We start from the raw sequence: 23,800 nt of genomic DNA, 5'->3' as shown, positions 1-23,800 counted from the left end.
CCGCCCCTACTCCGCCGCCGCGGCCAGCTTCGCCGCCGCTTCCGCGGCCTGAAGCTCCGCCGCCTTGCGCTCCACCTGCTCCACCAGGTGCTCCACCATCGCCGCCTCGTCGATGGTGTGGCTGGTCTTGCCCGCGGCATAGACCATGTGCCGCCCGGCGCCGCCGCCGGTGAGGCCGAGATCGGTCATCAGCGCCTCGCCCGGCCCGTTCACCACGCAGCCGATGATGGAGAGCGTGATCGGCGTCTGGATATGCGCCAGCCGGTTCTCCAGCGTCTCCACCGTGCGGATCACGTCGAAACCCTGCCGCGCGCAGGAGGGGCAGGAGATGATCTTCACGCCGCGGTGCCGCAGCCCCAGCGACTTCAGCATCTCCCAGCCGACCAGCACCTCCTCCTCCGGCTCGGCGCTCAGCGAGACCCGCAGGGTATCGCCAATGCCCGCCCAAAGGAGGTTGCCGAGGCCGATCGCGCTCTTCACCGTGCCGGTGCGCTTCCCGCCCGCTTCGGTGATGCCGATATGCAGCGGGTGGTCGCAGACCTCGGCCAACTGGGTATAGGCGGCGACGGCCAAGAAGACGTCGCTGGCCTTCACGCTGATCTTGAACTCATGGAAGTCGTTGTCCAGCAGGTGCGCCGCGTGCCAGAGCGCGCTTTCGACCAGCGCCTCCGGGTTGGGCTCGCCGTATTTCTCCAGCAGATGCTTCTCCAACGAACCGGCATTCACCCCGATGCGGATGGAGCAGCCATGGTCGCGCGCCGCCTTGACCACTTCCTTCACGCGCTCGGCGCTGCCGATATTGCCGGGGTTGATCCGCAGGCAGGCGGCGCCGGCCCTGGCCGCCTCGATGGCGCGGCGGTAGTGGAAATGGATATCGGCGACGATCGGAACATTCACCTCGCGCACGATCTCGGCCAGCGCCGCCGTGCTCTCCGGCGTCGGGCAGGAGACGCGGACGATATCCACCCCCGCCACCTCGGCCCGGCGGATCTGCGCGATGGTCGCCGCCGCATCCTCGGTCGGCGTATTGGTCATGGTCTGCACGGTGATCGGCGCGTCGCCGCCGACCGGCACCTTGCCCACCATGATCCGGCGGGACTTGCGGCGGGTGATCTGCTGATATGGGCGATAGCTCATGCGCGGGGGTCCCCGAACGGTCGGGCGGAATATGGCAGCCCGGGCGGTTTTGCCAAAGTGCCGAGGGGCCGCCCGGTGCCGCGGCAGGCGATCACGGGGCGGCGCGGGGCGCGGTGGCGGAGCCGGGCGGGATGCCCGCCCTCAGCCGTTCCAGCCCCGGCGGCACGCCGGGACATAAAAAATCAGCGATCGGAGCCGGGCCGGGCAGCAATGGCGGCGGCGGCCTGGCCGATCAACTCGGCGATGATCTCCGCCATCGGCTGCTCCCGCGCGACCATGCCGACCGACTGGCCGGCCATCAGGCTGCCATTCTCGACATCGCCCTCGATCACCGCACGGCGCAGCGCACCGGCCCAGAAATGCTCGATATCGAGCTGCGCGGCCTCCTTCGTCACCTCCCCTGCCTGGAAGCGCCGCAGCATCTCCGCCTGGTGCTCCATGAAGCGACGGGTGCCGGCATTCTGCAGCGCCCGCACCGGGATCACCGGGAAGCGCTCGTCGATCTGCGTGGTCGGCACCGCGTCCCGCGCCGCGCCGCGCAGGAAGGCGCGCTTGAAATTCGGATGCGCGATGCATTCCGTGGCGCAGACGAAACGGGTGCCGAGCTGAGCGCCGGCCGCGCCCATCTCCAGGTAGGAGAGGATCGCCTCGCCACGGCCGATGCCGCCGGCCACGAAGATCGGCACCTCCCGGATATGCGGCAGGATTTCCTGCGCCAGCACGTTGAGGCTGACCGGGCCGATATGCCCGCCGGCCTCGCTGCCCTCGATCACCAGCGCATCGGCGCCGCTGCGCACCAGCTTCTTCGCCAGCGCCAGCGCCGGGGCGAAGCACACCACCTTGGCGCCGCCGTCCTTCGCCCTGCGGATGGCGCTGCCGGGCGGGATGCCACCGGCGAAGACGATATGCCCCACCTTCGCCGCCAGGCACACCTCCACGAGCTGTTCCAGCCGGGGATGCATGGTGATGAGGTTGACGCCGAAGGGCTTGCCCGTCAGCGCCTGGGTGCCGGCGATTTCCTCGGCCAGCCGCGGCGGCTCCATGGCGCCGCAGGCGATGACGCCGAAGGCGCCGGCATTGGAGAGCGCGGCCACCAGGTGGCGTTCGCTCACCCAGCTCATGGCGCCGCCCATGACGGCGTAGCGGCTGCCGAAGAAGCCGGCGCCACGCGCCATCAGCCGGTCGATGGCGGCGAAGGCTTCGGGCGCGGGGCCGGCCTCGGTCATGGTGGGGGCGATCGCATCCATCCGGGTCAGGCCGCCGGCCCGTCCAGGCCATAGGCGGTGTGCAGCGCCCGCACCGCCAGTTCGGTGTAGTCCGCGGCCACCAGCACGCTCACCTTGATCTCGCTGGTCGAGATCACCTGGATATTGATGTTCTTCTCGGCCAGCGCCCGGAACATGGTATTGGCCACGCCCGCATGGCTGCGCATGCCGACGCCGACCACGCTGATCTTGGCCACGTCAGGGTCGGCCAGCAGCGCCTCGAAGCCGAGTTCCGCCTGGGCCTTGCCCAGCACGTCCTGGGCCCGCATCAGATCGGTCTTGCCCACCGTGAAGGTCATGTCGGTGGATCCGTCCGCGCCGATATTCTGGACGATCATGTCCACATTCACATTCGCCCGGGCCAGGGCGCCGAAGACGCTGGCGGCGACGCCTGGCCGGTCCGGCACGCGCCGGAGCGTCACCTTCGCATCGTCCCGGGAATAGGCGATGCCGCTGACAACGGGGTGTTCCACGATCTCGTCCTCGTCCACCACCAGGGAGCCGGGCTTGTCCTCGAAGGAGGACAGGACCTGCAGGCGCACCCGCTGCTTCATCGCCAGCTCGACCGAGCGGGTCTGCAGGACCTTGGCGCCCACCGAGGCCAATTCCAGCATTTCCTCGTAGCTGATGCGCTCCAGCTTGCGGGCGCGGGGCACGATGCGGGGGTCGGTGGTATAGACCCCATCCACATCCGTATAGATATCGCAACGGTCCGCCCGGACCGCCGCCGCCAGCGCCACCGCCGAGAGGTCCGACCCCCCGCGGCCGAGCGTCGTCACCCGGTTGTCCGGCCCGATGCCCTGGAACCCGGCCACGACAGGCACCTGGCCCATCTGCATGCGGCGGATCAGCTCCTCGCCCTCGATCGCCTCGACCCGGGCCTTGCCATGCGCGCCATCGGTGCGGACCGGCACCTGCCAGCCCTGCCAGGACCGGGCATCGACGCCGGCGGTCTGCAAGGCTATGGCCAACAGGCCGATCGTCACCTGCTCGCCGGTGGCGACCACGGTGTCGTATTCCCGCGCGTCATGCAAAGGCGAGAGTTCCTGGCACCATTTCACCAGTTGGTTGGTCACGCCGGACATGGCGGAGACCACCACGGCCACCTCATGCCCGGCCTCCACCTCCCGCTGCACGCGGGTGGCGACATTCTGGATGCGGTCGAGGTCGGCGACCGAGGTGCCGCCGAATTTCATCACGATACGGGCCATGCTGCGGCGCTTCGGCTTCGGGTCCGGAAAGCGCGGACCGACTGGTTGCGGGTCTGCCCCAAGGGTTACAGAGTGGGTGGGCTGCGGATTGGCGGCACAGATACCGGGGCGGCCCCCGCACTGCAACATTGAGTGAGGCCGGACCGGCCGGAAAGAATCGGGGACGGGCAGGCATGGTACCGGGCGACGCGACGGCGATCGGGACGGAAATCGCCAAATTCGACCGGCTGGCGGCGCGCTGGTGGGACCCCGCGGGTCCGATGGCGCCGCTGCACCGGATGAATCCGGCCCGGATGGGCTGGATCATCGCCCGCCTGGCCCGCCGGCACGGCCGGGACCCGGCGGCCTCGGCACCGCTTTCGGGGCTCAGCGTGCTCGATGTCGGCTGCGGCGCCGGCCTGGCCAGCGAGGCCCTGGCCCGGGCAGGGGCCCTGGTCACCGGCCTCGATGCCGCCGGGGAGGCGCTGGCCGCCGCCCGCGCCCATGCGGCGGCGGGCGGGCTTGCCATCATCTATCGCGACGGCACGCCGGAGGCCCTGGTGGCCGGAGGCGGCGAGCCCTTCGATGCGGTGCTGGCGCTGGAGGTGATCGAGCATGTCGCCGACCGCGCCGCCTTCTGCCGGCACCTGGCGGCGCTGGTACAGCCGGGTGGACAGGTGTTCCTCAGCACGCTGAACCGCACGCCGCGCTCCTTCCTGCTGGCCAAGCTCGGCGCCGAATACCTGCTGCGGCTGCTGCCCATCGGCACGCATGACTGGCGGATGTTCGTCCGCCCGGCCGAATTGGGCGCGGAACTGCGCGAGGCCGGGCTGCGGGTGGCGGATATCGCGGGGCTTTCCATGGACCCGCTGACCGGGCGCTGGCGGATCACCCGGGATGTCGGGGTGAACTACCTGGTGATGGCGCGACGGGGGTAGGCCAGCACCGCGCCCGCAGGCTGCGGCACCCATGTGGTGGATGGTGCCCTACTGGCACCGCCGGTCTGCCGCTTCGACGCGCAGAGTCGGACCGGTTATTGGACCGGTCCGTTGGCATCAGGCATCCGCAGGCGGCACCCAGGGGAGGCGGGCAATCTCGATCCCCTCCTCCTGGAGGGCCTGCGCCTCAGCATCGCTGGCCTCGCCATAGATGCCGCGGCGCTCGGTCTCCTCGCCCTCCTTCGCCTCGTGGTGGATCTTGCGGGCCATCTCGGCGAAATCCTTGCCGACATACTCGCAATTCTTCTCCACCTCGGCCCGCATACGTTGCAGCAACGCGACAAGCTGGGCCGGCACGGGGCCGGTGGTGGCCTGGGTACTGGCCTCGGCGGGCGGTTTGACGGGGACCGGTGGTGGCGGCGCCACCTCCTTCGCGCGGGTACGGCCCTTCTTCGGGATGGCCGGCGCCATCAGTTGCTTCGACACCTCGGTGCCGCCGCAGACCGGGCATTGCACGAAGCCGGCCTTCGCCTGCGCGTCGAAGCCGGCGCTGTCCTTGAACCATCCGTCGAATTCATGGCCCGCGCCGCAGCGCAGAGTATAGTGGATCATCCTGGTTCTTCCCCAGCCCCGCGAAGCCCGGAGCCCGTTTCGGCCCGCAAGGTGGCACTCCCGGAATAGGAGTGCCAGCCCCGGCCTGATCGCCCCAGGGTTTCAGCCTGACCGTTTCAGGCTGCCAGCAACGGGTCCAGCTCCCCGGCGCGCTCCAGCGCCGCCAGTTCGTCGGAGCCGCCGATCGCCTGCCCATCGATGAAGATCTGCGGCACGGTGCCACGGCCGCCGGACCGCTCGACCGCGTCCCGCCGGGCCTGGGAGCCATGTGGCGCGTCATGCTCCTCGAAGGGCACGCCCTTGCGGGTCAGCAACGCCTTGGCGCGCTCGCAATAGGGGCAGAAGGGGGTGGTGTAGATTTCGACCTTTGGCATGCTGCAAGATTTGGCAGTCCGGCCCGCCGGGTCAAGCACCCCTGCCTTGTTGCGGGGTCCAGCCGGTCAGCCCTGCGCCAGCAGCATGGCGCCGGCCGCCAGCACCAGCCCGAAGATCGCCGCCATGCCGACCAGGAAGCGGCGCAGATCCCGGGCCAGGGCCGCCGGCCGTTCCGCCAGGCCGGAACCCGTTGCGGCCAGCGGCTGTGGCCCGGCGCCGTCGCGTGCCGGCCAACCTCCATCGAAGGGCATTGTGCGGGCTCCTCGCTGCCATGGATCGGGCCATAGGCTGCCAGGGCCGGGTCAATCCCGGGTTAACATGGCCTCCTCCAGCCGCGGGTCCGGCACGCGGGCCGCCGCCAGCACCTCCACCCCCGCCGCGCCCGCTGCCAGCAGCAGCCGGGCACAGGCCTCCGTGGTGGCGCCGGAGGTCAGCACGTCATCCACCAGCAGCACCCGCCGTCCTGCCACCCGCGCCGCCGCGCCGCGGGAGAGCGCGAAGACCCCCCTCCAGCACCGCCGCGCGCTCGGCCGCGCCGCGCTCGCCAAGCGGTGGGGTGGGCCGCTGCCGGCGCAGCAGGTCCGGCACATGCGGCTTGCCGGCGATCCGCGCCAGCCGGGCGGAGAGCAGCGCGGCCTGGTTGTAGCGGCGCGAGAGCAATCGTCGCCAATGCAGCGGCACCGGCGCCAGCAGATCCGCCCGCGCCAGCAGCGCCGCCCCGGCCCGGGCCATGTGGCGCGCCAGGGGGTCGGCGAATTCGGTGCGGTCGCCATGCTTGAAAGGCAGGATCAGGCGCTGCGAGGCCGCGTCATAGCGCAGCGCCGCCCGCGCCGCGGCGAAGGCCGGCGGCCGCTGGGCGCAGGCCGGGCAGATCCCGCCGCCCGGCACCGCGATGCCGGCGCAGCGATGCGGGAAGGGCACGCCGCAATGCTGGCAGCAGGGTTCGGTGACGAAGGAGAGCCCGCCGAAACAGGCGGCGCAGAGCGAGCCCTGCCGGTCCACCGCCGCATCGCAGGTCAGGCAATGCGGCGGCAGCAGCGCATCCAGCGCACCGCCCGCGACCCGGCGGGCGCCGTGCTGCAGCCAGCGCCAGGCGCGGGTGGGGGCGCTGTCCGTCTCAGGCCAGCCCGAACCGGGCATCGCCGTCCCGCGCCACCTCATGCACCAGGTCGATCTCCCAGGAGAGATATTCGCGCATGGCCGCCTCCACCCCGTCATTACGGTCATAGGGGCGGAGATAGACATCGATGCAATTGGCATCGGTCGGGGTGTGGCGGTCGGCCCGCAGCGGCAGCCCGGCCGCCTTCCAGGCGGCGAGCCCACCCTCCAGCACCTTCACCGGCGCCGGTACCAGCGCCTGCAATCCCGGCACCGCCAGCCGCGCCATTGCGTCTTCCGGCGCCACCACCACCACGGCGCGGTCGCCGGCAAGCCGCGGCGCCAGCCCGGCCAGCCGGGTCCGCACACCCCAGAGCGCGCCGGGCAGATGCGCCTCGCGGAAATCCACCGAGCGGGACAACTGCACCACCTGCGCCGCCCCCCCCGGCCAGCAGGGCAGCGAGTTCGGGCGGTGTCACGGTCGCCGGGTGGAGGGCGGCGGCCTCCGGGCAGTCCGGCTGCCAGGCGCCTTCCTCCAGCCGCCCCTCCAGCCCATCGGTCAGGACGAAGACCTCCCAGCCGCCGAGCTGACGCAGCCAGCCGCCGGTCATGCGGGCGCGGACACCCGTATCATCCACCAGCACGATGCGGGCGCCGCGCACCGCCACCCAGCCATCGGTGCCCTGCACCAACTGCCCGCCCGGCGCGCTGCGGCTGCCGGCCAGGTGGCCCGCCGCGTATTCCGCGGGGTCGCGCACGTCCAGCACATGCGTGGTGCGGGAGGCATCGGCCAGCAGCGCCGCGAGCCCGGCGCGGTCGATGGTCTTCACCCCCATTTCCCGGCGAAGGCGGTGGCGCGGGCGAGCGCGGTGGGCAGGCTCTCCGGCGTGCCGCGCGGATAGCTGGCCTCGCGGCCGCGGTCGCAGGTGAAGCCGGCGAGTTCCCAGCCCATGGTGCCGTTGCGGAGCGCCACTACCCGGTTCGGCACCCCGGCGCTGCGCAGCGATTCCGCGCCCATGATGGAGCGCGTCCGCCCGGCGCAATTCACCACGATGGTGGTCTCGGGCCGCGGCGCCAGCTCGCCGATGCGATAGACCAGCTCGCCGCCCGGCACATCGATGGCGCCGGGGATGGACATGCGGCGGAACTCGTCCATCGGCCGGCTGTCCAGGATCACCATGTCCTCGCCGGCCGCGGCCATCGCCTGCAACTCGGCGGGGTCGACGGAGGGGGTGTGGTACTGGTGTTCCACCCACTCCCCGAAGGCCTTGGATGGCACATTGACGCCGGAGAACAGCACATAGCCCGCTGCGGCCCAGGCCGGCGTGCCCCCTGCCAGCACCGAGACATCGGTGCAGCCGATGCCTTGCAGATAGGCCGCGAGCTTCTCCGCCAGCCCGCCCTCGCCGCCATCCACGCAGCAGATGCGCACGGATCGGCGCGGCAGGATGGCGCGGGCGCGCAATCCGACGCGGGAGAGGGCGCAGGGATTGGCCCAGAACAGATGGGATTTGCCGAACTCGCCATCCTCCCGCGCATCGAGGATCGCCAGTTCCTGCCCGTCGCCGATCCAGCCCTTGAGTGTCGGCGCATCGATCCGCCGCGGCTGGTGCGCGGTCTCGGGCATGGTGGCATTCATGGCGGGGTTCCTCCTGCGGGCCGGAGCCTAGGCGGGCCGGGTGGGAGCGTCGAGGGGGCGGCCACCCGGTGGTCCGATCCTGACGCCTGGTTTCCGGGCGCCAGGTGAATCGACCCACCAAACCAAAGCTGGTGGTGCAAGACCGACGGTTCCTTCCGTCGGGTTTGCACCACTACAGCGCATTGCAGTCCGGTTGGGACTGCAATGCGCTGTAGCCTATTGTTTTTCGAGCAGATTCACGCCTTCTGGCGTCTCCGCCCTCCGGCGATCTGCTCTACCGCATGCAGCGCAGGAACAGCGTGGAGGGATGCGCCACCTCCCCCACCTCCGCGGCGCTGCGGGGCGGGCCGGCGGTGGCGGCCAGCAGCGGCCGCACCCCGTTGCTCTGCAGGAATTCGATCGCCTCCGTCCCCTTCACCGCGAAATTCACGTTCTGCGGGATGTCGCCGGTGCTCTGGGCCACGCGCTGGGCGTTCAGCTTGGAGACCACCACGCCCACCACATGGCCGCCATGGTCGAGCAGCGGCCCGCCGGAATCCCCGGCTGCACCGGCGCGCTGATCTGGAATTGCCGGGGATTGTCGCGCAGCCCGGCCAGGGCCGAGATCTCGCCCGTGGTCAGGGTGGGCCCGGAGGAAAGCAGCCCGGCCAGGGGGGAAGCCATAGGTCACCACCCCCTCGCCCCGGCGCACCTCCGGCCCGCTGCGGAAGGTGAGCGCCGGCCCAAGGCCGCCCTGCCCGGCATCGCCCCGCACCGCCAGCAGCGCCAGGTCGCGTTCGGCATCCGTGGCGGTGACGGTGGCCACGAGCTCGGTGCCGCCGGCGCTGCGCGCCCGCATCTCGGTGCAGCCATTGGCGACGTGGTGGTTGGTCAGCAGCCGCCCTGGCGCCACCACGAATCCCGTGCCGGAGGCGGTCGCGCGGCGCCCGCCCTCCCCGAAAGGCCCGCCCCCCGGTGGCAGGGGCGGCGGCTTGCTGCCCGGCCCGGATGCCGCCCGGCCGGGTCGGGCCGGCGCCCCGGCCGGCGGCGGCTTGGGTGGCAGGGTGCCAGGCTCCACCCCGAGCGGCGGCGGCTTCGGCTGGGCCAGCACCGGGCCGGGCAGCAAGCCGGCCGCCAGCAACGCGCAACCGAGGGCGAGCGGCGGCAGAGGGGGAGGCGCATGCGCCGAGCCTGCCGCCCGGCGGGGGCCGCGGTCAACAATGTCACAGCAGCCCCTCCCGCCGCAGCGAGACCTGGCGGCCATTGCCGATGATGAGATGGTCGTGCAGCAGGATGCCGAAGACCCCGGCCGCCGCCTTCACCTCCGCCGTCATCTCGATATCGGCGCGCGAGGGCGTCGGGTCGCCGCTCGGGTGGTTGTGCACCAGGATCATGGCGGTGGCCTGCAGTTCCAGGGCGCGCTTCACCACCTCGCGCGGATAGACCGGGGTATGGTTCACCGTGCCGCGGGCCTGGGCCTCATCGGCTATCAGTCGGTTGCGGGTATCGAGGTAGAGCACATGCAGGTGCTCCACCCTTTCCCGCGACAGGCTGGCGGCGAGATAGGCGGAGAGCCGGTCCCAGGAATCCAGCAGGTCCCTGCCATGCAGTTCGGCTCCGGCGAGGCGCAGCGCCGCCGCCTGCACGGTCTTCAGCGCCGCGGCCCCGGCCTCGCCCAGCCCCTCCACCTGCAGCAACTCCGGCAGGGGCGCGGCGATGGCGCCGGCGAAGCCGCCGAACCGGGCCAGCAACGCGCGGGCGATCGGCTTGGTGTCCCGCCGCGGCAGCGCCACGAAGAGCATCATCTCCAGCAATTCATGGTCGAGCAGGGCCGTGGGGCCGGCGGTGAGCAGCCGCTGCCGCATCCGGGCGCGATGGCCGAGATGGCCGGGCGGCGCCTCCGGCACCGGGCCAGGCAGGGGCCTTGCCGTTCCGGCCGGGGGCCAGGCCGCAGTGCCAAGCGGCGATTCGAAGGACAGGCCGGGCTGGAGCAGGCCGGCATCGGAGAGGCCCTTCCTGGGCAAGCCCTTGTCAGGCAGGCCCTTGCGGCCGCTGGCTTCGCCCATGGCAGGTCCCGGTCGGAGGAGGGAACATTCTGGAGCAGCCAGCGCGCAAAACCAAGGGTTGTTCTGGGCCCGGCAAACGCGCCTGGCCCGCGCTGCGTCCCGAAGGGCGCCCGCTTGGTCTTAGCCGTGGTAGGGCGGTCGGTGCAGCCCCGCGGGGGAGAGGGTGAAGACCTCCAGCCCGGTTTCCGTCACGCCCACCATATGCTCGAACTGGGCGGAGAGGCTGCGGTCGCGCGTCACCGCGGTCCAGCCATCGTCGAGGATCTTCACCTCGGGGCGGCCGGCATTCACCATCGGCTCGATGGTGAAGAACATGCCGGGCTTCAGCACCGGGCCCTCGCCGGGGCGGCCGAAATGCAGCACGTTCGGCGGCTCGTGGAAGCGCCGGCCGATGCCGTGGCCGCAGAAGTCCCGCACCACGGAGAAGCGGTGCCGCTCCACGAAGGCCTGGATGGCATGGCCGATATCGCCCAGCGTGGCGCCCGGCTTGGCCGCCGCGACGCCCAGCATCAGCGATTCATAGGTCACGTCCAGCAGCAGCCGCGCCTTGGTGGAGGGCTGGCCCGCCACATACATGCGGCTGGTATCGCCGTGCCAGCCATCCAGGATGACGGTGACGTCGATATTGATGATGTCGCCCTCGGCCAGCACGCGCTCGCCCGGGATGCCGTGGCAGACCACATGGTTGATCGAGGTGCAGATCGACTTCGGATAGCCCCGGTAGCCGAGCGGCGCCGGCACCGCGCCATGCGCCTGGATGTAGTTGTGGCAGAGCCGGTCCAGCTCGGCGGTGGTGACGCCGGGGCGGACATGCGGGGCGATCATGTCCAGCGTCTCGGCCGCCAGGCGGCCGGCGCTGCGCATTCCGGCGAAATCCTCGGCGGAATGAAGGACGATGCGGCGTGAATCGCCGCCCTGCTGCTCCATGGTTCCTGGCTATCTCTGGCGTTCGGCAATGGGCCCAAGATGCGCGCGGGGGGGGCGCCGGTGCAAGCGGGGGGGCAGGGCGCAAGCGTGTTTTTGGCGCTTTACCCGCCGCCCGGCTTCTCTCCCGCGCTCCGCTCCTCGGTGCCGAGAGCATCCGCCAGCCGGGCATTGGCGCTGCCCGGCCGGGCGGGCTTCGATTGGCTCTCATGCGGCGCCCAGCCCGTCATCATCAGCAGCCGCAGCGTCACCGGCACCGCCCCGCCTTCCTCCGCCAACCTTCCCGCCGCCATCGGCAGGAGCGCCCGCGGCGGAATCCGCGCATCCCGCGCCAGCACCGCATTGCCCTCCCCCGCCGCCCGCAGGTCCCGGAACAGCGCCATCGGCGTCCGGTAGGCCAGCGGCAGCGCCTCGCCATCCGCCACCGGCAGGGCGAAGCCGGCCCTTTGCAGCAGCCCAGCCAGGTCGCGCAGTTCTGGGAAGGGCGAGATCCGGGGCGAGAGGCCGCCGCGCAGCTCGGTCTCGGCCGAGGCCAGCGCCTCCCGCAGCTCCTGCAGGGTGCCAAGCCCCGGCAGCGAAGCCAGGAACAGCCCGTCCGGCCTGAGCGCCCGCCTGATCTGCACCAGCGCGCCGGGCAGGTCGTTCACCCAATGCAGCGACAGGCTGGCCACCACAAGATCAAAACTTTCCGGCGCGAAGGGCAGCCATTCCTCGTCCCCCGCCAGGGCCGGCATGCCGGAAAGCGCGGCCATGCGGGCCGAGAGGTCCATGGAGACCACGAAGGGAATGCCGCGCGCCCGCAGCAGCGGCGCCACCACCCCGCGCCCGCCGATATCCAGCGCCCGGGTGAAGCGGCGGGTGAGGTCGTCCAGCCGGTCCAGCAGCCGCTCCGCCGCCACCTCCAGCACCGGGGCCACCTGGCCGACGGTGGCGGCGGCGCGGTCGCGGCGGAGGCGATGCAGGTGGCGGTCGAAGACCCGCATCGGGTCGGAAGGGGGCGTGCTCATGCCGCCCGGCAGGTGGGGTGCCGGCCCGGCGATGTCACGGGCCGCGCAGTGCCGCGACAATGGCCGTGGCGAAGGCCCGCGGGTCGGCGGCCAGCGCATGGCGCTCCGGCATGGTGACGCGCAGCCGCAGCAGCCCGCCGCCGATGCCCCCGGCGCAGAGCAGGCCCTGCACCGGCTCCCGCCCGTAGCTGCCCTCGGTTTCGGCGCAGCGGAGCGCCGGCGGGCCGGCAGCGGGCAGCACCAGCCGGGCGCTTTCCCTGAGCCGCCGATGCGGCTGCGGCCGCAGCGCATCCCGCAGCAACTGCTCGAAAGCCTCGGCGGCGGCGGGGGAGTCCGGCCCCTCCGGCACCGGGCCACCCTCCGGCCGGTAGAGCTCCACCGTGGCGCCGGCGGCGATGCGGCCGCGGGTGGCATAGGCCACTTCCCGCCCTGCCTCGCCCCGCGCCAGGGGCAGTGCCTGGCCGCGCTGGAAACCGGCGGCATCGGGCGGCAGCCGGGCGGCGAGTTCCGCCGGCGCCCGGTTCCGCACAGCCGCCTGCCGCGCCGCCTCGGGCGCCGGCGCCACGCAGGCGGCGAGCGGCAGCAGCGCCAGCACCGCGCGGCGGAGCGCCGGCGGCATCAGCCGGTCCGCACCCCGCCGGCGGGCAGGTAGAGCTGCCCCACCGTGGCATGCTCGGGCGCGACGAAGCGCTCATACAGGTGGTGCGTGTCCTCCCAGATCATCTTGAGGCCGATCCAGACGATGAGCACGACGCCGAGATAGGCGATCCACCGGAAGCGCTCCAGCAGCCGCGAGATCAGCGTCGCGGCGATGCCCATGATGAGGATCGAGATGATGAGGCCGAGGATCAGCATCGGCATGTTGTTGCGCGCGGCGCCCGCCACCGCGAGGACGTTGTCGAGGCTCATCGACACGTCGGCGATGACGATCTGCCGCAGCGCGACCGCCATGGTCTTGACCTGCACGGGTTCCGCGTGCGGGCCTTCCTCCTCAGCCTTGTCCTCGGCCCGCAGCTCCTTGAAGAAGGTCCAGGCGATCCAGATCAGCAGCAGGCCGCCGATCAGCAGCAGCCCGGGGATCGCCAGCAGATAGACCGCGGCCAAGCTGAGGATGATCCGGAGGATTACCGCCAGGATCATGCCGAACATGATGGCGCGGCCGCGCTGCTTCTCCGGCAGCCCCGCCGCGGCGAGCGCGATCAGCACCGCGTTGTCGCCGGACAGGATGAGGTTGACGCCCATGATTTCGGTAAGCGTGACCCAGCTCCAACTGGCCCAAAGGGCGTCAAGGCTCATGTGAGGGCGTCTCCCGGATGGCAAAAGGCGGCCGACCGGGACGGGGTATCCCCCGTCCCGGCCGCCCAGATCGCCAAACCGTAATCTAGCCCGCCCCGCGCGTGAAGCCCGGGCCGGCGGCGGGCTATTCCGCCGCCAGCGGTGGCGCCCTCGGCGCAACAGGCGCCGCCTGGTGTTGCGTCGCCATCTGCGCCCGCAGGGGCCGGTCGCGGATCAGCCCGGTCACTGCCGCCGCGATGGCCGAGAAGACCGCCACCTGCGCCACCGTGGCCGCCGCCCAGATCCAGGCCGGGAAGACATGCGGCAGCGCCAGGTAGCCGAGCGGCAGCATCAGGTAGGCATAGGCGCCGGGCACCTCGCCCGCGACCTGGTAGGTGCCCTCCCAGATCATGTCGGCCGCGACATAGAGGATCACCAGCAGGCCGACCCAGGCGATCCAGCGGTGCCGGTGGAGCAGGTTGGCGATCAGCGTCGCCGCCACGCCCATCAGCACCACCGAGATGCCGAGCCCCACCACCAGCACCAGGGTATGGTCCTTGGCCGCGCCGGCCACCGCCAGGACATTGTCGAGGCTCATGGAAATATCGGCCACCAGGATCTGGGTGATGGCCTGGGGCAGCGTCTTGCCCGGCGCGGTGCCCGTCGCGTGGGCGGCCGCCGCATCCTCGGCCGGGCCTTCCTGGTGCCCGCCGTGCCGAAGCTCGCGGAACATCTTCCAGCAGACCCAGAGCAGCAGCACGCCGCCCGCCAGGGTGATGCCGACGATGGCCAGCAACTGGGTGGTGATGGCGGCGAAGCCGATGCGCATCACGGTGGCGGCGATGATGCCCCAGAAGATCGCCTTGCGTCGCTGCTCGGCCGGCAGGCCGGCGGCCGCCATGCCGACCACGATGGCATTGTCCCCGGCCAGGACGAGGTCGATGAACAGGACCTGGGCAAGCGGGACGAGCCATTCAGGCATGGACGAGGCTTCCTTGGTGGGCGGTCTGGCGGGTCAGATAAAGATCCAGTAATCTTTTCGCAACCCCGCTCCGCTGAAGTTTCCGGCCGCCGCGCCCCGCCCTTGCCAAGGGCCGGCCCGCCGGGCCAAACCCACCCGCGCCGATGCCCTGGCAAACCCCAGCAGATCGAGGCCCCGGATGGTCCCCCGCTACACCCGCCCGCAAATGGCCGCGATCTGGTCGCCCGAGGAGCGCTACCGGATCTGGTTCGAGATCGAGGCGCTGGCCGCCGAGGCCATGGCCGGGATCGGCGTGATCCCGGCGGAAGCCGCCCGCGCCATCCGCGAGAAGGGCGCCCCCCGCGCCGCCGCCATCTCCGCCGCGGATGTCGAGCGGATCGACGAGATCGAACGCGTCACGCGCCATGATGTCATCGCCTTCCTCACCTGGATGGGCGAGGGAATCGGCCCCGAGGCCCGCTTCATGCACCAGGGCATGACCAGTTCCGACGTGCTCGATACCTGCCTCGCCGTGCAATTGACCCGCGCCGCGGACCTGCTGATCGCCGATCTCGATGCCCTGCTCGCGGCGTTGAAGGCGCGGGCGATGGAGCATAAATTCACCCCTACCATCGGCCGCAGCCACGGCATCCATGCCGAGCCCACCACCTTCGGCCTGAAGCTCGCGGGATATTACACCGAGTTCACCCGCAACCGGGCCCGGCTGGTCGCCGCCCGGGCGGAGATTGCCACCTGCGCCATCAGCGGCCCGGTCGGGACCTTCGCCTCGACCGATCCCCGGGTGGAGGAATTCGTCGCCGCCCGGCTCGGCCTGGCGGTGGAGCCGGCCTCCACCCAGGTGATCCCGCGCGACCGCCACGCCGCCTTCTTCGCGGCGCTGGCGGTGGTGGCCTCCGGCATCGAGAGGCTGGCGACCGAGGTGCGGCACCTGCAGCGGAGCGAGGTGCGGGAGGCGGAGGAGTTCTTCCACCCCGGCCAGAAGGGCTCCTCCTCCATGCCGCACAAGCGGAACCCGGTGCTGAGCGAGAACCTCAGCGGCCTGGCCCGGCTGGTGCGGGGCTATGCGGTGCCGGCGCTGGAGAACGTAGCGCTCTGGCATGAGCGCGACATCAGCCATTCCAGCGTCGAGCGGGTGATCGCGCCGGATGCCACCATCGCGCTGGATTTCGCCCTGTCGCGCCTGACGGGCATGATGGAGAAGCTCACCATCTATCCGGCCCGGATGCAGGCCAATCTGGAGAGCCTCGGCGGCGTCGTGCATAGCCAGAAGGTGCTGCTGGCCCTGACCCAGGCGGGAATGAGCCGGGAGGATGCCTATGCCGCGGTGCAATCCGCCGCCATGGCCACCTGGACCGCGCTCGGCACCCCGGGCGCCCGGAATTTCCGGGAGAACCTGCTGGCCGATCCCGGCGTGCGCGCCCGGATGGACGCGGCGGCGCTCGATGCCGCCATGGACCCGCAGCGGGACTTCCTGCATGTGGAGACGATCTTCGCCCGCGTTTTCACGGGGGCGTGACAGGCGCGCCCTGACCCGGCCCCTTGGGCGCCGCGATTCCGCCCCAAGCGCCGCCTATATGAAGGATACCAAGGAGGTCGGGTCGAATGCGCGCCCTTTGTACAGTTCTTCTGGCCGCCGCGGTTGGTCTGACCGGGCTGGCCCTGACACCGGAAACCGCCCAGGCCCGTGGCGGTTGGGAGGGCCATCGTGGCCACGGCTATTACGGCCCGCCGCGCGGCCATTACTACCGGCCGCCGCCGCCGGTCTACTATCGGCCGCCACCGCCGGTCTATTACCGGCCGCCACCGGTCTATTATGCCCCGCCGCCGGCCTACTACCCGCCGCCCGCCTATTATGCTCCGCCGCCCCGCTATTACGGGCCGCCGGGTGTGGGGTTCGGCGTCTACATCCGCTGACCGGCAGCCGCCGGGGGATTGCCGGGTCCGCGGCTCCGGGACCATGCTCCCGGCCCCTTCGAACCGATGCGCCCGGCCAGGCTGACGGCCGGCGGCGCGGCAACCCCGGCAGGACCGAACTCCAGGCGTGTGCACCATGATCCTGCTGCGCCGGCCGGGCCATCCCTGGCCGGCCCTGATGGCCGCGAATCGGGACGAAAGGCTCGACCGTGCCTGGGACCCACCCGGCCCCTGGTGGCCGGACCGGCCCGGCGTGATAGCCGGCCGCGACCGCTCGGGCGGCGGCACCTGGATGGCGGCAAGCGGGGCCGGGCTGGTCGCCGCCGTGCTGAACCGGCCGGGCAGCCTCGGCCCGGCGCCGGGCAAGCGATCCCGCGGGGAATTGCCGCTGCTGGCGCTGGAGGCGGGCTCGGCCGCCGCCGCCGCCGAGGCCATCGCCGCCCTGCCGGCCAGCGAGTGGCGCCCCTACAACCTGGTCCTGGCGGACCACCGGGATGCCTTCTACCTGCGCGGCCTGGGCGAGGGCCGGGCCGAGGTGGTGCCCTTGCCGGAGGGCATCAGCATGGTCACGGCGCATGACCCGAACGACCTGGCGAGCCCCCGCACCGCCCGCCACCTGCCCCGCTTCCGAGCCGCCCCGCCACCGGCGCCGGAGCGCGGGGACTGGACGGCCTGGGAGGCGCTGCTGGCCGATTCCGGCCATGCCGCCGGCATTGCGGAGGCGCTCTGCGTGCCGCCCACCGGCGGCTTCGGCACCGTCTGCTCCAGCCTGCTGGCGCTCGGCGCGGCGGGCGAGGTGATCTGGCGCTTCGCTGCCGGTCCGCCGGGCAAGGCGCCGTTCCGCCCGGTGCCGCTCGGCGGGGCCTAGTGGTCCGATCCTGACGCCTGGTTCCCGGGCGTCAGGTGAATCGGCCCACCAAACCAAGGCCGGCGGGGGGGAATGTAACGCCCCCGCGCCTGGCGCGGGGCAGCCCTTGCCCCGCCCCGTGGCGGTTCGGCCCGGCCCTTGCTATACCCCCGGCGCCGGGGCCGGACCCGTTCCGCGCCGGTCGGCGTCTGGGTTGCCACGGTTTGGGGTTCCCTGGGCGGTGTTTCCTGGATGGTGACCCCTGGGGCCCGGCGGACAGAAGGATATCCGAGATCATGGCGCGACGTCGGCAGCTCTATGAGGGCAAGGCCAAGATCCTCTTCGAGGGGCCGGAGCCCGGCACGCTGGTGCAGTATTTCAAGGATGACGCCACCGCCTTCAATGCCCAGAAGAAGGGCACCATCACCGGCAAGGGCGTGCTCAACAACCGCATCAGCGAATACCTGATGACCCGGCTGGGCGAGATCGGCGTGCCCACCCATTTCATCCGCCGCCTGAACATGCGCGAGCAACTGATCCGCGAGGTGGAGATCATCCCGCTCGAGATCGTGGTGCGCAACGTGGCGGCCGGCAGCCTTTCCACGCGGCTCGGCATCGCCGAGGGCACCCGGCTGCCGCGCTCGATCATCGAATACTACTACAAGAACGATGCGCTGGGCGATCCGCTGGTCTGTGAGGAGCACATCACCGCCTTCGGCTGGGCCTCGACCCAGGATCTCGACGATGTCGTGGCGCTGACCTTGCGGGTGAACGACTTCCTCACCGGGCTGCTGCTCGGCGTCGGCATCACGCTCGTGGATTTCAAGCTGGAATTCGGCCGCCTCTACGACAACGAGGAGATGCGGATCGTGCTGGCCGATGAGATCAGCCCCGACAATTGCCGGCTCTGGGACGCCAAGACCGGCGAGAAGATGGACAAGGACCGCTTCCGCCGCGACCTCGGCAAGGTCGAGGAGGGCTACCAGGAAGTGGCGCGGCGCCTCGGCATCCTGCCCGAAGCCGGCGTGCGCGACATGAAGGGGCCGGAGTTGATGCAGTGACCCCGGCCGATGACCGGAGGGCCCAAGGGGCCCGCAGGTCTGAATCGGCCGGGCAGGCGATCCCGGCCGCTGGCTGGAGGGCCTTCCCATGATCGGCGGCGCTGTCGAGGCGGTGGTGGTGTTCTGCGCGATCATCGGCTTCTTCGCGCTGATGTCGGTGTTTGGCCTGTTTCCACAGGAGACGGTGCCGCTGCTGCTGGCGGTGCTGGGCTCCTTCGGCTGCTATCTCTATGGCCGGCACGGGCGCCGGTGGTTCGGGAGTGGTTCGGTATGAAGGCGCGCGTGACGGTCATGCCCAAATCGGGCGTCCTCGACCCCCAGGGCAAGGCGATCGGCCATGCGCTGGAGGGGCTGGGCTTCGCCGGGATCGGCGAGGTGCGGGCCGGCAAGGTGATCGAGCTGGAACTGGCCGAGACCGACCCCGCCCGCGCGAAGCAACTCGCCGAGGAGATGGCGCGGCGGCTGCTGGCCAATACGGTGATCGAGAGCTTCCGGGTGGATATCGCCTAGCGTGATCGCCATGTGGACAGCGCGCCGATGATAAAGGCCTCCCTCGTCGTCATGGTGGTGCTGACGGTGCTGATCGGCACCGGCCTGCGCTGGCGGGAGGAGCGGGTGGCGGTGCTGCGGCCGGCCAAGGGGCCGCGCCGCGGCTGGGTCGCGGCGCAGAAGCACAAGGTGAATCGCTGGATCACCGCGGCGGCCCTGGCGGCGGTGACGACGCTTCTGGTTCTCGGCGGGCTGCACTGGCTTCGCGTGTGGCAAGGATAGGCATGATGCGCGCAGGAATAATCCTCTTTCCCGGCACCAACCGCGAGCGCGACATGGCGCTGGCGCTGGCCCGCGCCGCCGGCCGCAAGCCCGCCATGCTCTGGCATGGCGAGGCCGACCTGCCGGCCGGGCTCGACCTGGTGGTGCTGGCCGGCGGCTTTTCCTATGGCGATTATCTCCGCTGCGGCGCCATGGCGGCGCAATCGCCGGTCATGCGCGCGGTGCGCGAATTCGCCGGGCGGGGCGGCCATGTGCTCGGCGTCTGCAACGGCTTCCAGATCCTCTGCGAGGCCGGGATGCTGCCGGGCGCGCTGCTGCAGAACGCGCCGCTGCGCTTCCTTTCCATGGATTGCCACATGCGGGTGGAGCGCAGCGACACGCCCTTCACCAACCGCTTCCAGCGCGGCCAGGTCTTCCGCTCCACCATGGCGCATGGCGATGGCAACTACTTCGCCGATGCGGCGACGCTCGACCGGCTGGAGGGCGAGAACCTCGTCGCGCTCCGCTACACGACCCCGGAAGGCGAGGTGACGGAGGCCGCCAACCGCAACGGCAGCGCCCGCAGCATCGCCGGCATCCTGTCGCCCAATCTCCGCGTGCTCGGCCTGATGCCCCATCCCGAGAATCAGGTGGACCCGGCGATCGACGGCACCAGCGGCCTGCCGCTCTTCGAGAGCCTGGCCGCCAGCTTCGCCACGGCGTGAACGAACCCATGACCGACAGCCCCACCCCGCTTGACCCCAGCCGCGCGAAGCGGCTTGCCGCCGAATACGGGCTGAAGCCCGAGGAATACGACCGCGTACTGGCCATCCTCGGCCGCACGCCCAGCCTGACCGAACTCGGGCTGTTCAGCGTGATGTGGTCGGAGCACTGCTCCTACAAGTCCAGCCGCGTCTGGCTGCGCGAATTGCCGACCAAGGCGCCCTGGGTCATCCAGGGGCCGGGCGAGAATGCGGGCGTCATCGATATCGGCGAGGGGCTGGCCGCCGTCTTCAAGATGGAGAGCCACAACCACCCGAGCTTCATCGAGCCCTATCAGGGCGCGGCCACCGGCGTCGGCGGCATTCTCCGGGACGTCTTCACCATGGGGGCGCGGCCCATCGCCAACCTGAACGCGCTGCGCTTCGGCATGCCGGACGCGCCGCGCATGAAGCAGGTCATCGATGGCGTGGTGCGCGGCATCGGCGGCTATGGCAATTGCGTCGGCGTGCCGACCGTGGGCGGCGAGGTGGATTTCCACCCGGCCTATAATGGCAACCCGCTGGTCAATGCCATGACCGTCGGCATCGCCCGCGCCGACCGCATCTTCTACGCCAAAGCGACCGGCACCGGGAATCCGGTGGTCTATGTCGGCAGCAAGACCGGCCGCGACGGCATCCATGGCGCCACCATGGCCTCCGCCGAATTCTCCGCGGATTCCGAGGAGAAGCGCCCGACGGTGCAGATCGGTGACCCCTTCGCCGAGAAGCTGCTGATCGAAGCCTGCATGGAGTTGATGGCGACGGATGCCATCGTCGCCATCCAGGACATGGGCGCCGCCGGCCTCACCAGTTCCAGCGTCGAGATGGCCGGCAAGGGCGGCATGGGCATCGAGCTGGTGCTGGATGACGTGCCACAGCGCGAAGCCGGCATGAGTGCCTATGAGATGATGCTCTCCGAATCCCAGGAGCGCATGCTGATGGTGCTGAAGCCCGGCCGCGAGGCCGAGGCCGAGCGCATCTTCCGCAAATGGGAGCTGGATTTCGCCGTCATCGGCCACCTGACCGATACCGGCCGCATCGTGGTGCGCCACAAGGGCGCCATCGAGGCCGATATCCCGCTGGCGCCGCTGGAATCCGAAGCGCCGCTCTATCGCCGCCCGACGGCCGAGACGCCGAAGCAGCCGGTGCTGGAGGCCAACGCCATCCCCGATCCGCTGGGGATCGAGGCGGCGCTGCTGCGGCTGGTGGCCTGCCCCGATCTCTGCTCCCGCCGCTGGATCTGGGACCAGTATGACAGCATGGTCGGCGGCCAGACCGCCAAGCGCCCGGGCGCAGCGGATGCCGCCGTGGTGCGGATCGAGGAATCCCAGGAGAAGGGCGGCGCCCGCGCCCTGGCCCTGACCACCGACTGCACCCCGCGCTACTGCCTGGCCGACCCGGAGGAGGGCGGCAGGCAGGCGGTGGCGGAAGCCTGGCGCAACATCACCGCGGTGGGCGGGCAGCCGCTCGCCATCACCGACAACATGAATTTCGGCAATCCCGAGAAGCCGGAGATCATGGGGCAATTCGCCAGCGCCGTGCGCGGCATGGCCGCAGCCTGCCTGGCGCTCGACTTCCCGGTCGTGTCGGGCAATGTCTCGCTCTACAACGAAACGGAAGGCCGGGCGATCCTGCCCACCCCCGCCATCGGCGGCGTCGGCGTGCTGGAGGATGTGGGCCAGGCGGTGGGGCTGGCGCTGCCGCCGGGCGCGGAACTGGTGCTGATCGGCGAGACGCGGGGCTGGCTCGGCCAGTCCCTCTGGCTGCGCGAGATTGCGGGGCGGGAGGAAGGGGCGCCGCCGCCGGTCGATCTCGCCGCCGAGCGCCGCAACGGCGATTTCGTCCGGGCGCAGATCCTGGCCGGTGCCGTCCGCGCCTGCCACGACGCCTCGGATGGCGGGCTGCTGGTGACGGTGGCGGAGATGGCCATGGCCTCGGGCGTCGGCGCCAGCCTGCTGCCGCCGCCCGGGGGCATCCCCGCCCATGCCTTCTGGTTCGGCGAGGACCAGTCCCGCTACCTGCTGGCCCTGGCCGATGCCGCGCCGCTGCTGGAGGCGGCCCGCGCCGCCGGCGTGCCGGCCATGCGGCTTGGCAAGGCAGCCGGCGGGGACTTGGTTCTGCCCGGCGGCCGGTCCATATCGGTGTCGAGCCTGCGGGCGGCGCATGAAGCCACCCTGCCGGCCCTGATGGAGGGGAGGTAGCCCGGAATGGCGATGCAGCCGGCGGAGATCGAGGCGCTGATCAGGGAAGCCCTGCCCGATGCCCGCGTCACCATCGAGGACCTGGCGGGGGATGGCGACCACTATGCCGCCACCGTCGTCTCCGAAGCCTTCCGCGGCAAGAGCCGCGTGCAGCAGCACCAGCTGGTCTATGCCGCGCTGCGCGGCCGGATGGGTGGTGAACTGCACGCCCTCGCGCTGCAGACCTCGGCCCCCGAATAGCACCCCCGCGCCGACCGAAAGGAGAGTATCCCGATGACCAACCCGGCCTTCGAACGCATCGAAAGCGACATCAAGTCGAACCCGGTCGTGCTCTACATGAAGGGCACCCCGGTCTTCCCGCAATGCGGCTTCAGCGCCCGCGTGGTGCAGATCCTCAGCCACATCGGCGTGCCCTTCAAGGGCGTGAATGTGCTGGAGGACATGGAGATCCGCGAGGGGATCAAGGCCTATGCCAATTGGCCGACCATCCCGCAGCTTTACGTGAATGGCGAGTTCGTCGGCGGCTGCGACATCATCATGGAGATGTTCCAGGCCGGCGAGTTGCAATCCATGCTGAAGGACAAGGGCATCCCGGTCTCCGCCGAGGCGTGACGCCAGGCGCCGGGGCTGCCCGGTGGCGCCCGCTTCGGGCGCTGCCGGGGTTCCCCGGCGATGCCGCGGCGCTGGCGGGGGCGGTCGCCTTCGGCCATCCCAGCCGGTCCCCACTGACTACACATCTGCGCGCGGCCGCGCGGGTGTGACCACCACGGCGCCCCGCTTCATGGCACGGAGCGCCCGTGCACCGTGACCTCGCCACTCCCGCCCCCGCCATCTCCATCCTGATTCCGGCCTTCGATGTCGCCCGCTTCATCGGCACGGCGCTCGACAGCGTGCTGGCGCAGGATTTCCCGGACTGGGAAGCGGTGGTGGTGGATGACGGCTCCCGCGACGGCACCGCGAAGGTGGTCGCCGCCCGCCCGGACCCGCGCATCCGGCTGCTGCGCCAGCCGAATGCCGGCGTTTCCGCTGCCCGCAGCCTGGCCATGGCCGAGGCGCGGGGCGATTGCATCCTGTTCCTCGATGCCGATGACTGGCTGGCGCCCGATGCGCTGTCCCGCCTCGCTGCCGCGCTCGATGCGGCGCCGGGGGCGGTCGGCGCCTATGGCCCCTATGCCTTCATGGCGGAGGATGCAGGGCCGGGCGACCCGCCGCTCCGGCTGAAGTCCGGCCCCTTCCCGGCCGGTGACATCCTGCGGCACCTGCTGGTGCAGAACCTCTTTGCCAATGGCGGCCACCTGCTGCTGCGGCGGGAGGCGGTGCTGCGCGCCGGCCCCTTCCTGGCGCATCTCCGCTACGGCGAGGACTGGGAATACTGGATCCGCCTGGCCCTGCAGGGTCCCTTCGTGACCGTGCCGGGGCAGGAGCCGCTGCTCTTCGTCCGCCAGCGCAGCGGCAGCGCCTATCACCGCATGGCCCATGACCCCGCGGCCTTCGCCCCGGCGATGCGGGCGATCTTCGGCAACCCGCTCCTGGCCGAGCGCCTTGGCGTCAGCCGCCTGCGGGCGCTGCGGCGCCGCTCGGAGGCGGAGAATGCCTGGATCATCGGCCGCGAACTGATCCGGCATGGCGAGCGGGAGGCGGGGCTGGCCAGGCTGCGCGCCTCGCTCCTCGCCGCGCCCTCGCCGAAGCGGGCGCTGCTGCTGGCCGCGGCGCATGCCCTGCCGGTGCTGCCGCGGCCGCTGCATGGACCCTTCACGGCCTATCCCGGCTGACGCCGCC

At 71.3% G+C, this 23,800-nt stretch carries 29 protein-coding genes and 2 pseudogenes; 13 read left to right on the top strand and 18 right to left on the bottom strand.

Annotated elements, in window-relative coordinates; genetic code table 11:
- Positions 1-6 precede the first annotated feature (6 nt).
- The 3 genes from ispG to KSF81_RS04840 form a co-directional block, all read right to left on the bottom strand.
- Positions 7-1,137 (bottom strand): flavodoxin-dependent (E)-4-hydroxy-3-methylbut-2-enyl-diphosphate synthase, encoded by a 1,131-nt coding sequence (gene ispG / locus KSF81_RS04850; protein WP_217378021.1) that lies wholly within the window; start codon positions 1,135-1,137, stop codon positions 7-9.
- 182 nt (positions 1,138-1,319) lie between these two features.
- Complete coding sequence (locus KSF81_RS04845; protein WP_217378020.1) at positions 1,320-2,384, bottom strand: nitronate monooxygenase family protein; 1,065 nt, start codon at positions 2,382-2,384, stop codon at positions 1,320-1,322.
- Between the two features lie 5 nt (positions 2,385-2,389).
- The gene (locus tag KSF81_RS04840) at positions 2,390-3,613 is read right to left on the bottom strand and encodes an aspartate kinase (RefSeq protein ID WP_217378019.1); all 1,224 of its coding nucleotides are present in this window, start codon (positions 3,611-3,613) and stop codon (positions 2,390-2,392) included.
- A gap of 173 nt (positions 3,614-3,786) precedes the next feature.
- On the opposite strand from KSF81_RS04840, the gene ubiG reads away from it, so the two are divergent.
- On the top strand, positions 3,787-4,530 hold the full coding sequence (ubiG, locus tag KSF81_RS04835; protein ID WP_217378018.1) for a bifunctional 2-polyprenyl-6-hydroxyphenol methylase/3-demethylubiquinol 3-O-methyltransferase UbiG: 744 nt from the start codon (positions 3,787-3,789) through the stop codon (positions 4,528-4,530).
- A gap of 117 nt (positions 4,531-4,647) precedes the next feature.
- Here ubiG and KSF81_RS04830 read toward each other — a convergent pair whose 3' ends face one another.
- From KSF81_RS04830 to KSF81_RS04770, 15 genes and pseudogenes are all read right to left on the bottom strand, one after another.
- Positions 4,648-5,142 (bottom strand): DUF1178 family protein, encoded by a 495-nt coding sequence (locus KSF81_RS04830; RefSeq protein ID WP_217378017.1) that lies wholly within the window; start codon positions 5,140-5,142, stop codon positions 4,648-4,650.
- Between the two features lie 116 nt (positions 5,143-5,258).
- Positions 5,259-5,516, bottom strand: a complete 258-nt coding sequence (gene grxC / locus KSF81_RS04825) for a glutaredoxin 3 (protein WP_217378016.1) — start codon at positions 5,514-5,516, stop codon at positions 5,259-5,261.
- Between the two features lie 66 nt (positions 5,517-5,582).
- Positions 5,583-5,768, bottom strand: coding sequence for a hypothetical protein (locus KSF81_RS04820; protein WP_217378015.1), 186 nt, complete (start codon positions 5,766-5,768; stop codon positions 5,583-5,585).
- A 51-nt stretch (positions 5,769-5,819) separates the two neighbouring features.
- Positions 5,820-5,987, bottom strand: a complete 168-nt coding sequence (locus KSF81_RS31280) for a phosphoribosyltransferase family protein (RefSeq protein WP_309139475.1) — start codon at positions 5,985-5,987, stop codon at positions 5,820-5,822.
- On the bottom strand, positions 5,956-6,678 hold the full coding sequence (locus tag KSF81_RS04815; RefSeq protein ID WP_309139474.1) for a double zinc ribbon domain-containing protein: 723 nt from the start codon (positions 6,676-6,678) through the stop codon (positions 5,956-5,958). The genes KSF81_RS31280 and KSF81_RS04815 overlap by 32 nt, the downstream gene beginning before the upstream one ends.
- Positions 6,635-7,045, bottom strand: a complete 411-nt coding sequence (locus KSF81_RS29105) for a hypothetical protein (protein WP_254454291.1) — start codon at positions 7,043-7,045, stop codon at positions 6,635-6,637. Before KSF81_RS29105 ends, KSF81_RS04815 begins: the two co-directional genes overlap by 44 nt.
- Before the next feature lie 172 nt (positions 7,046-7,217).
- Positions 7,218-7,451, bottom strand: a pseudogene (locus KSF81_RS29100) (rhodanese-like domain-containing protein); the annotation flags it as partial.
- Positions 7,442-8,254 carry a rhodanese-like domain-containing protein gene (locus tag KSF81_RS04805; protein ID WP_217378013.1) on the bottom strand — a complete coding sequence of 271 codons (813 nt, stop codon included), beginning with the start codon at positions 8,252-8,254 and terminating at the stop codon, positions 7,442-7,444. The gene KSF81_RS04805 and the pseudogene KSF81_RS29100, both read right to left, overlap by 10 nt.
- 274 nt (positions 8,255-8,528) lie before the next feature.
- A complete protein-coding gene (locus KSF81_RS04800; RefSeq protein WP_217378012.1) occupies positions 8,529-9,359 on the bottom strand; it encodes a serine protease in 831 nt (276 codons plus the stop codon).
- A 97-nt stretch (positions 9,360-9,456) separates the two neighbouring features.
- Complete coding sequence (gene radC / locus KSF81_RS04795; protein WP_217378011.1) at positions 9,457-10,299, bottom strand: RadC family protein; 843 nt, start codon at positions 10,297-10,299, stop codon at positions 9,457-9,459.
- 120 nt (positions 10,300-10,419) lie between these two features.
- Complete coding sequence (gene map, locus KSF81_RS04790; RefSeq protein ID WP_217378010.1) at positions 10,420-11,226, bottom strand: type I methionyl aminopeptidase; 807 nt, start codon at positions 11,224-11,226, stop codon at positions 10,420-10,422.
- A gap of 101 nt (positions 11,227-11,327) precedes the next feature.
- Positions 11,328-12,230 (bottom strand): methyltransferase domain-containing protein, encoded by a 903-nt coding sequence (locus tag KSF81_RS04785; RefSeq protein WP_217378009.1) that lies wholly within the window; start codon positions 12,228-12,230, stop codon positions 11,328-11,330.
- Positions 12,231-12,264: 34 nt separating this feature from the next.
- Complete coding sequence (locus tag KSF81_RS04780) at positions 12,265-12,849, bottom strand: hypothetical protein (RefSeq protein ID WP_217378008.1); 585 nt, start codon at positions 12,847-12,849, stop codon at positions 12,265-12,267.
- Positions 12,849-13,526 (bottom strand): YjbE family putative metal transport protein, encoded by a 678-nt coding sequence (locus KSF81_RS04775; protein WP_217378007.1) that lies wholly within the window; start codon positions 13,524-13,526, stop codon positions 12,849-12,851. Before KSF81_RS04775 ends, KSF81_RS04780 begins: the two co-directional genes overlap by 1 nt.
- 364 nt (positions 13,527-13,890) lie before the next feature.
- A pseudogene (locus KSF81_RS04770) lies at positions 13,891-14,487 on the bottom strand (TerC family protein); the annotation flags it as partial.
- Positions 14,488-14,665: 178 nt separating this feature from the next.
- On the opposite strand from KSF81_RS04770, the gene purB reads away from it, so the two are divergent.
- From purB to KSF81_RS04710, 12 genes are all read left to right on the top strand, one after another.
- On the top strand, positions 14,666-16,003 hold the full coding sequence (purB, locus tag KSF81_RS04765) for an adenylosuccinate lyase (protein ID WP_217378006.1): 1,338 nt from the start codon (positions 14,666-14,668) through the stop codon (positions 16,001-16,003).
- Between the two features lie 86 nt (positions 16,004-16,089).
- Positions 16,090-16,401, top strand: coding sequence for a hypothetical protein (locus tag KSF81_RS04760; RefSeq protein WP_217378005.1), 312 nt, complete (start codon positions 16,090-16,092; stop codon positions 16,399-16,401).
- 136 nt (positions 16,402-16,537) lie between these two features.
- Positions 16,538-17,269, top strand: a complete 732-nt coding sequence (locus tag KSF81_RS04755) for an NRDE family protein (RefSeq protein WP_254453365.1) — start codon at positions 16,538-16,540, stop codon at positions 17,267-17,269.
- A gap of 275 nt (positions 17,270-17,544) precedes the next feature.
- Positions 17,545-18,309, top strand: a complete 765-nt coding sequence (purC, locus tag KSF81_RS04750; RefSeq protein WP_217378003.1) for a phosphoribosylaminoimidazolesuccinocarboxamide synthase — start codon at positions 17,545-17,547, stop codon at positions 18,307-18,309.
- 88 nt (positions 18,310-18,397) lie between these two features.
- Positions 18,398-18,583, top strand: coding sequence for a hypothetical protein (locus KSF81_RS04745; protein WP_217378002.1), 186 nt, complete (start codon positions 18,398-18,400; stop codon positions 18,581-18,583).
- Positions 18,580-18,819, top strand: a complete 240-nt coding sequence (gene purS, locus KSF81_RS04740) for a phosphoribosylformylglycinamidine synthase subunit PurS (RefSeq protein ID WP_217378001.1) — start codon at positions 18,580-18,582, stop codon at positions 18,817-18,819. The genes KSF81_RS04745 and purS overlap by 4 nt, the downstream gene beginning before the upstream one ends.
- A gap of 27 nt (positions 18,820-18,846) precedes the next feature.
- On the top strand, positions 18,847-19,080 hold the full coding sequence (locus KSF81_RS04735) for a hypothetical protein (protein ID WP_217378000.1): 234 nt from the start codon (positions 18,847-18,849) through the stop codon (positions 19,078-19,080).
- Between the two features lie 5 nt (positions 19,081-19,085).
- Positions 19,086-19,784 (top strand): phosphoribosylformylglycinamidine synthase subunit PurQ, encoded by a 699-nt coding sequence (gene purQ / locus KSF81_RS04730; RefSeq protein ID WP_217377999.1) that lies wholly within the window; start codon positions 19,086-19,088, stop codon positions 19,782-19,784.
- A gap of 8 nt (positions 19,785-19,792) precedes the next feature.
- Positions 19,793-22,021 (top strand): phosphoribosylformylglycinamidine synthase subunit PurL, encoded by a 2,229-nt coding sequence (purL, locus tag KSF81_RS04725; protein ID WP_217377998.1) that lies wholly within the window; start codon positions 19,793-19,795, stop codon positions 22,019-22,021.
- Positions 22,022-22,027: 6 nt separating this feature from the next.
- Entirely contained in the window at positions 22,028-22,261 is a 234-nt protein-coding gene (locus KSF81_RS04720) for a BolA family protein (protein WP_217377997.1), read from the top strand.
- 33 nt (positions 22,262-22,294) lie between these two features.
- Positions 22,295-22,633 carry a Grx4 family monothiol glutaredoxin gene (grxD, locus tag KSF81_RS04715; protein WP_217377996.1) on the top strand — a complete coding sequence of 113 codons (339 nt, stop codon included), beginning with the start codon at positions 22,295-22,297 and terminating at the stop codon, positions 22,631-22,633.
- Positions 22,634-22,818: 185 nt separating this feature from the next.
- On the top strand, positions 22,819-23,793 hold the full coding sequence (locus KSF81_RS04710) for a glycosyltransferase family A protein (protein ID WP_217377995.1): 975 nt from the start codon (positions 22,819-22,821) through the stop codon (positions 23,791-23,793).
- The last annotated feature ends 7 nt before the right edge of the window (positions 23,794-23,800 follow it).

Origin of the sequence: Siccirubricoccus sp. G192, assembly GCF_019084075.1 — a bacterium.
GTDB lineage: Bacteria > Pseudomonadota > Alphaproteobacteria > Acetobacterales > Acetobacteraceae > G192.
Note: the sequence above shows the minus strand (reverse complement) of the source record. Positions and strands in the feature narration are given on the sequence as shown.

Coding starts and splice junctions, on each gene's coding strand:
- grxC (WP_217378016.1), bottom strand. CDS start 5,516: ATGCCAAAGGTCGAAATCTACACCACCCCCTTCTGCCCCTATTGCGAG.
- KSF81_RS04780 (WP_217378008.1), bottom strand. CDS start 12,849: ATGCCGCCGGCGCTCCGCCGCGCGGTGCTGGCGCTGCTGCCGCTCGCC.
- KSF81_RS04785 (WP_217378009.1), bottom strand. CDS start 12,230: ATGAGCACGCCCCCTTCCGACCCGATGCGGGTCTTCGACCGCCACCTG.
- ubiG (WP_217378018.1), top strand. CDS start 3,787: ATGGTACCGGGCGACGCGACGGCGATCGGGACGGAAATCGCCAAATTC.
- map (WP_217378010.1), bottom strand. CDS start 11,226: ATGGAGCAGCAGGGCGGCGATTCACGCCGCATCGTCCTTCATTCCGCC.
- purQ (WP_217377999.1), top strand. CDS start 19,086: ATGCGCGCAGGAATAATCCTCTTTCCCGGCACCAACCGCGAGCGCGAC.
- KSF81_RS04815 (WP_309139474.1), bottom strand. CDS start 6,678: ATGAGGTGGCGCGGGACGGCGATGCCCGGTTCGGGCTGGCCTGAGACG.
- KSF81_RS04720 (WP_217377997.1), top strand. CDS start 22,028: ATGGCGATGCAGCCGGCGGAGATCGAGGCGCTGATCAGGGAAGCCCTG.
- KSF81_RS04745 (WP_217378002.1), top strand. CDS start 18,398: ATGATCGGCGGCGCTGTCGAGGCGGTGGTGGTGTTCTGCGCGATCATC.
- grxD (WP_217377996.1), top strand. CDS start 22,295: ATGACCAACCCGGCCTTCGAACGCATCGAAAGCGACATCAAGTCGAAC.
- KSF81_RS04775 (WP_217378007.1), bottom strand. CDS start 13,526: ATGAGCCTTGACGCCCTTTGGGCCAGTTGGAGCTGGGTCACGCTTACC.
- purL (WP_217377998.1), top strand. CDS start 19,793: ATGACCGACAGCCCCACCCCGCTTGACCCCAGCCGCGCGAAGCGGCTT.
- KSF81_RS04845 (WP_217378020.1), bottom strand. CDS start 2,384: ATGGATGCGATCGCCCCCACCATGACCGAGGCCGGCCCCGCGCCCGAA.
- ispG (WP_217378021.1), bottom strand. CDS start 1,137: ATGAGCTATCGCCCATATCAGCAGATCACCCGCCGCAAGTCCCGCCGG.
- KSF81_RS04805 (WP_217378013.1), bottom strand. CDS start 8,254: ATGAATGCCACCATGCCCGAGACCGCGCACCAGCCGCGGCGGATCGAT.
- KSF81_RS04735 (WP_217378000.1), top strand. CDS start 18,847: ATGATAAAGGCCTCCCTCGTCGTCATGGTGGTGCTGACGGTGCTGATC.
- KSF81_RS04755 (WP_254453365.1), top strand. CDS start 16,538: ATGATCCTGCTGCGCCGGCCGGGCCATCCCTGGCCGGCCCTGATGGCC.
- purB (WP_217378006.1), top strand. CDS start 14,666: ATGGTCCCCCGCTACACCCGCCCGCAAATGGCCGCGATCTGGTCGCCC.
- KSF81_RS04820 (WP_217378015.1), bottom strand. CDS start 5,768: ATGCCCTTCGATGGAGGTTGGCCGGCACGCGACGGCGCCGGGCCACAG.
- KSF81_RS04830 (WP_217378017.1), bottom strand. CDS start 5,142: ATGATCCACTATACTCTGCGCTGCGGCGCGGGCCATGAATTCGACGGA.
- radC (WP_217378011.1), bottom strand. CDS start 10,299: ATGGGCGAAGCCAGCGGCCGCAAGGGCCTGCCTGACAAGGGCTTGCCC.
- purS (WP_217378001.1), top strand. CDS start 18,580: ATGAAGGCGCGCGTGACGGTCATGCCCAAATCGGGCGTCCTCGACCCC.
- KSF81_RS04840 (WP_217378019.1), bottom strand. CDS start 3,613: ATGGCCCGTATCGTGATGAAATTCGGCGGCACCTCGGTCGCCGACCTC.
- purC (WP_217378003.1), top strand. CDS start 17,545: ATGGCGCGACGTCGGCAGCTCTATGAGGGCAAGGCCAAGATCCTCTTC.
- KSF81_RS04760 (WP_217378005.1), top strand. CDS start 16,090: ATGCGCGCCCTTTGTACAGTTCTTCTGGCCGCCGCGGTTGGTCTGACC.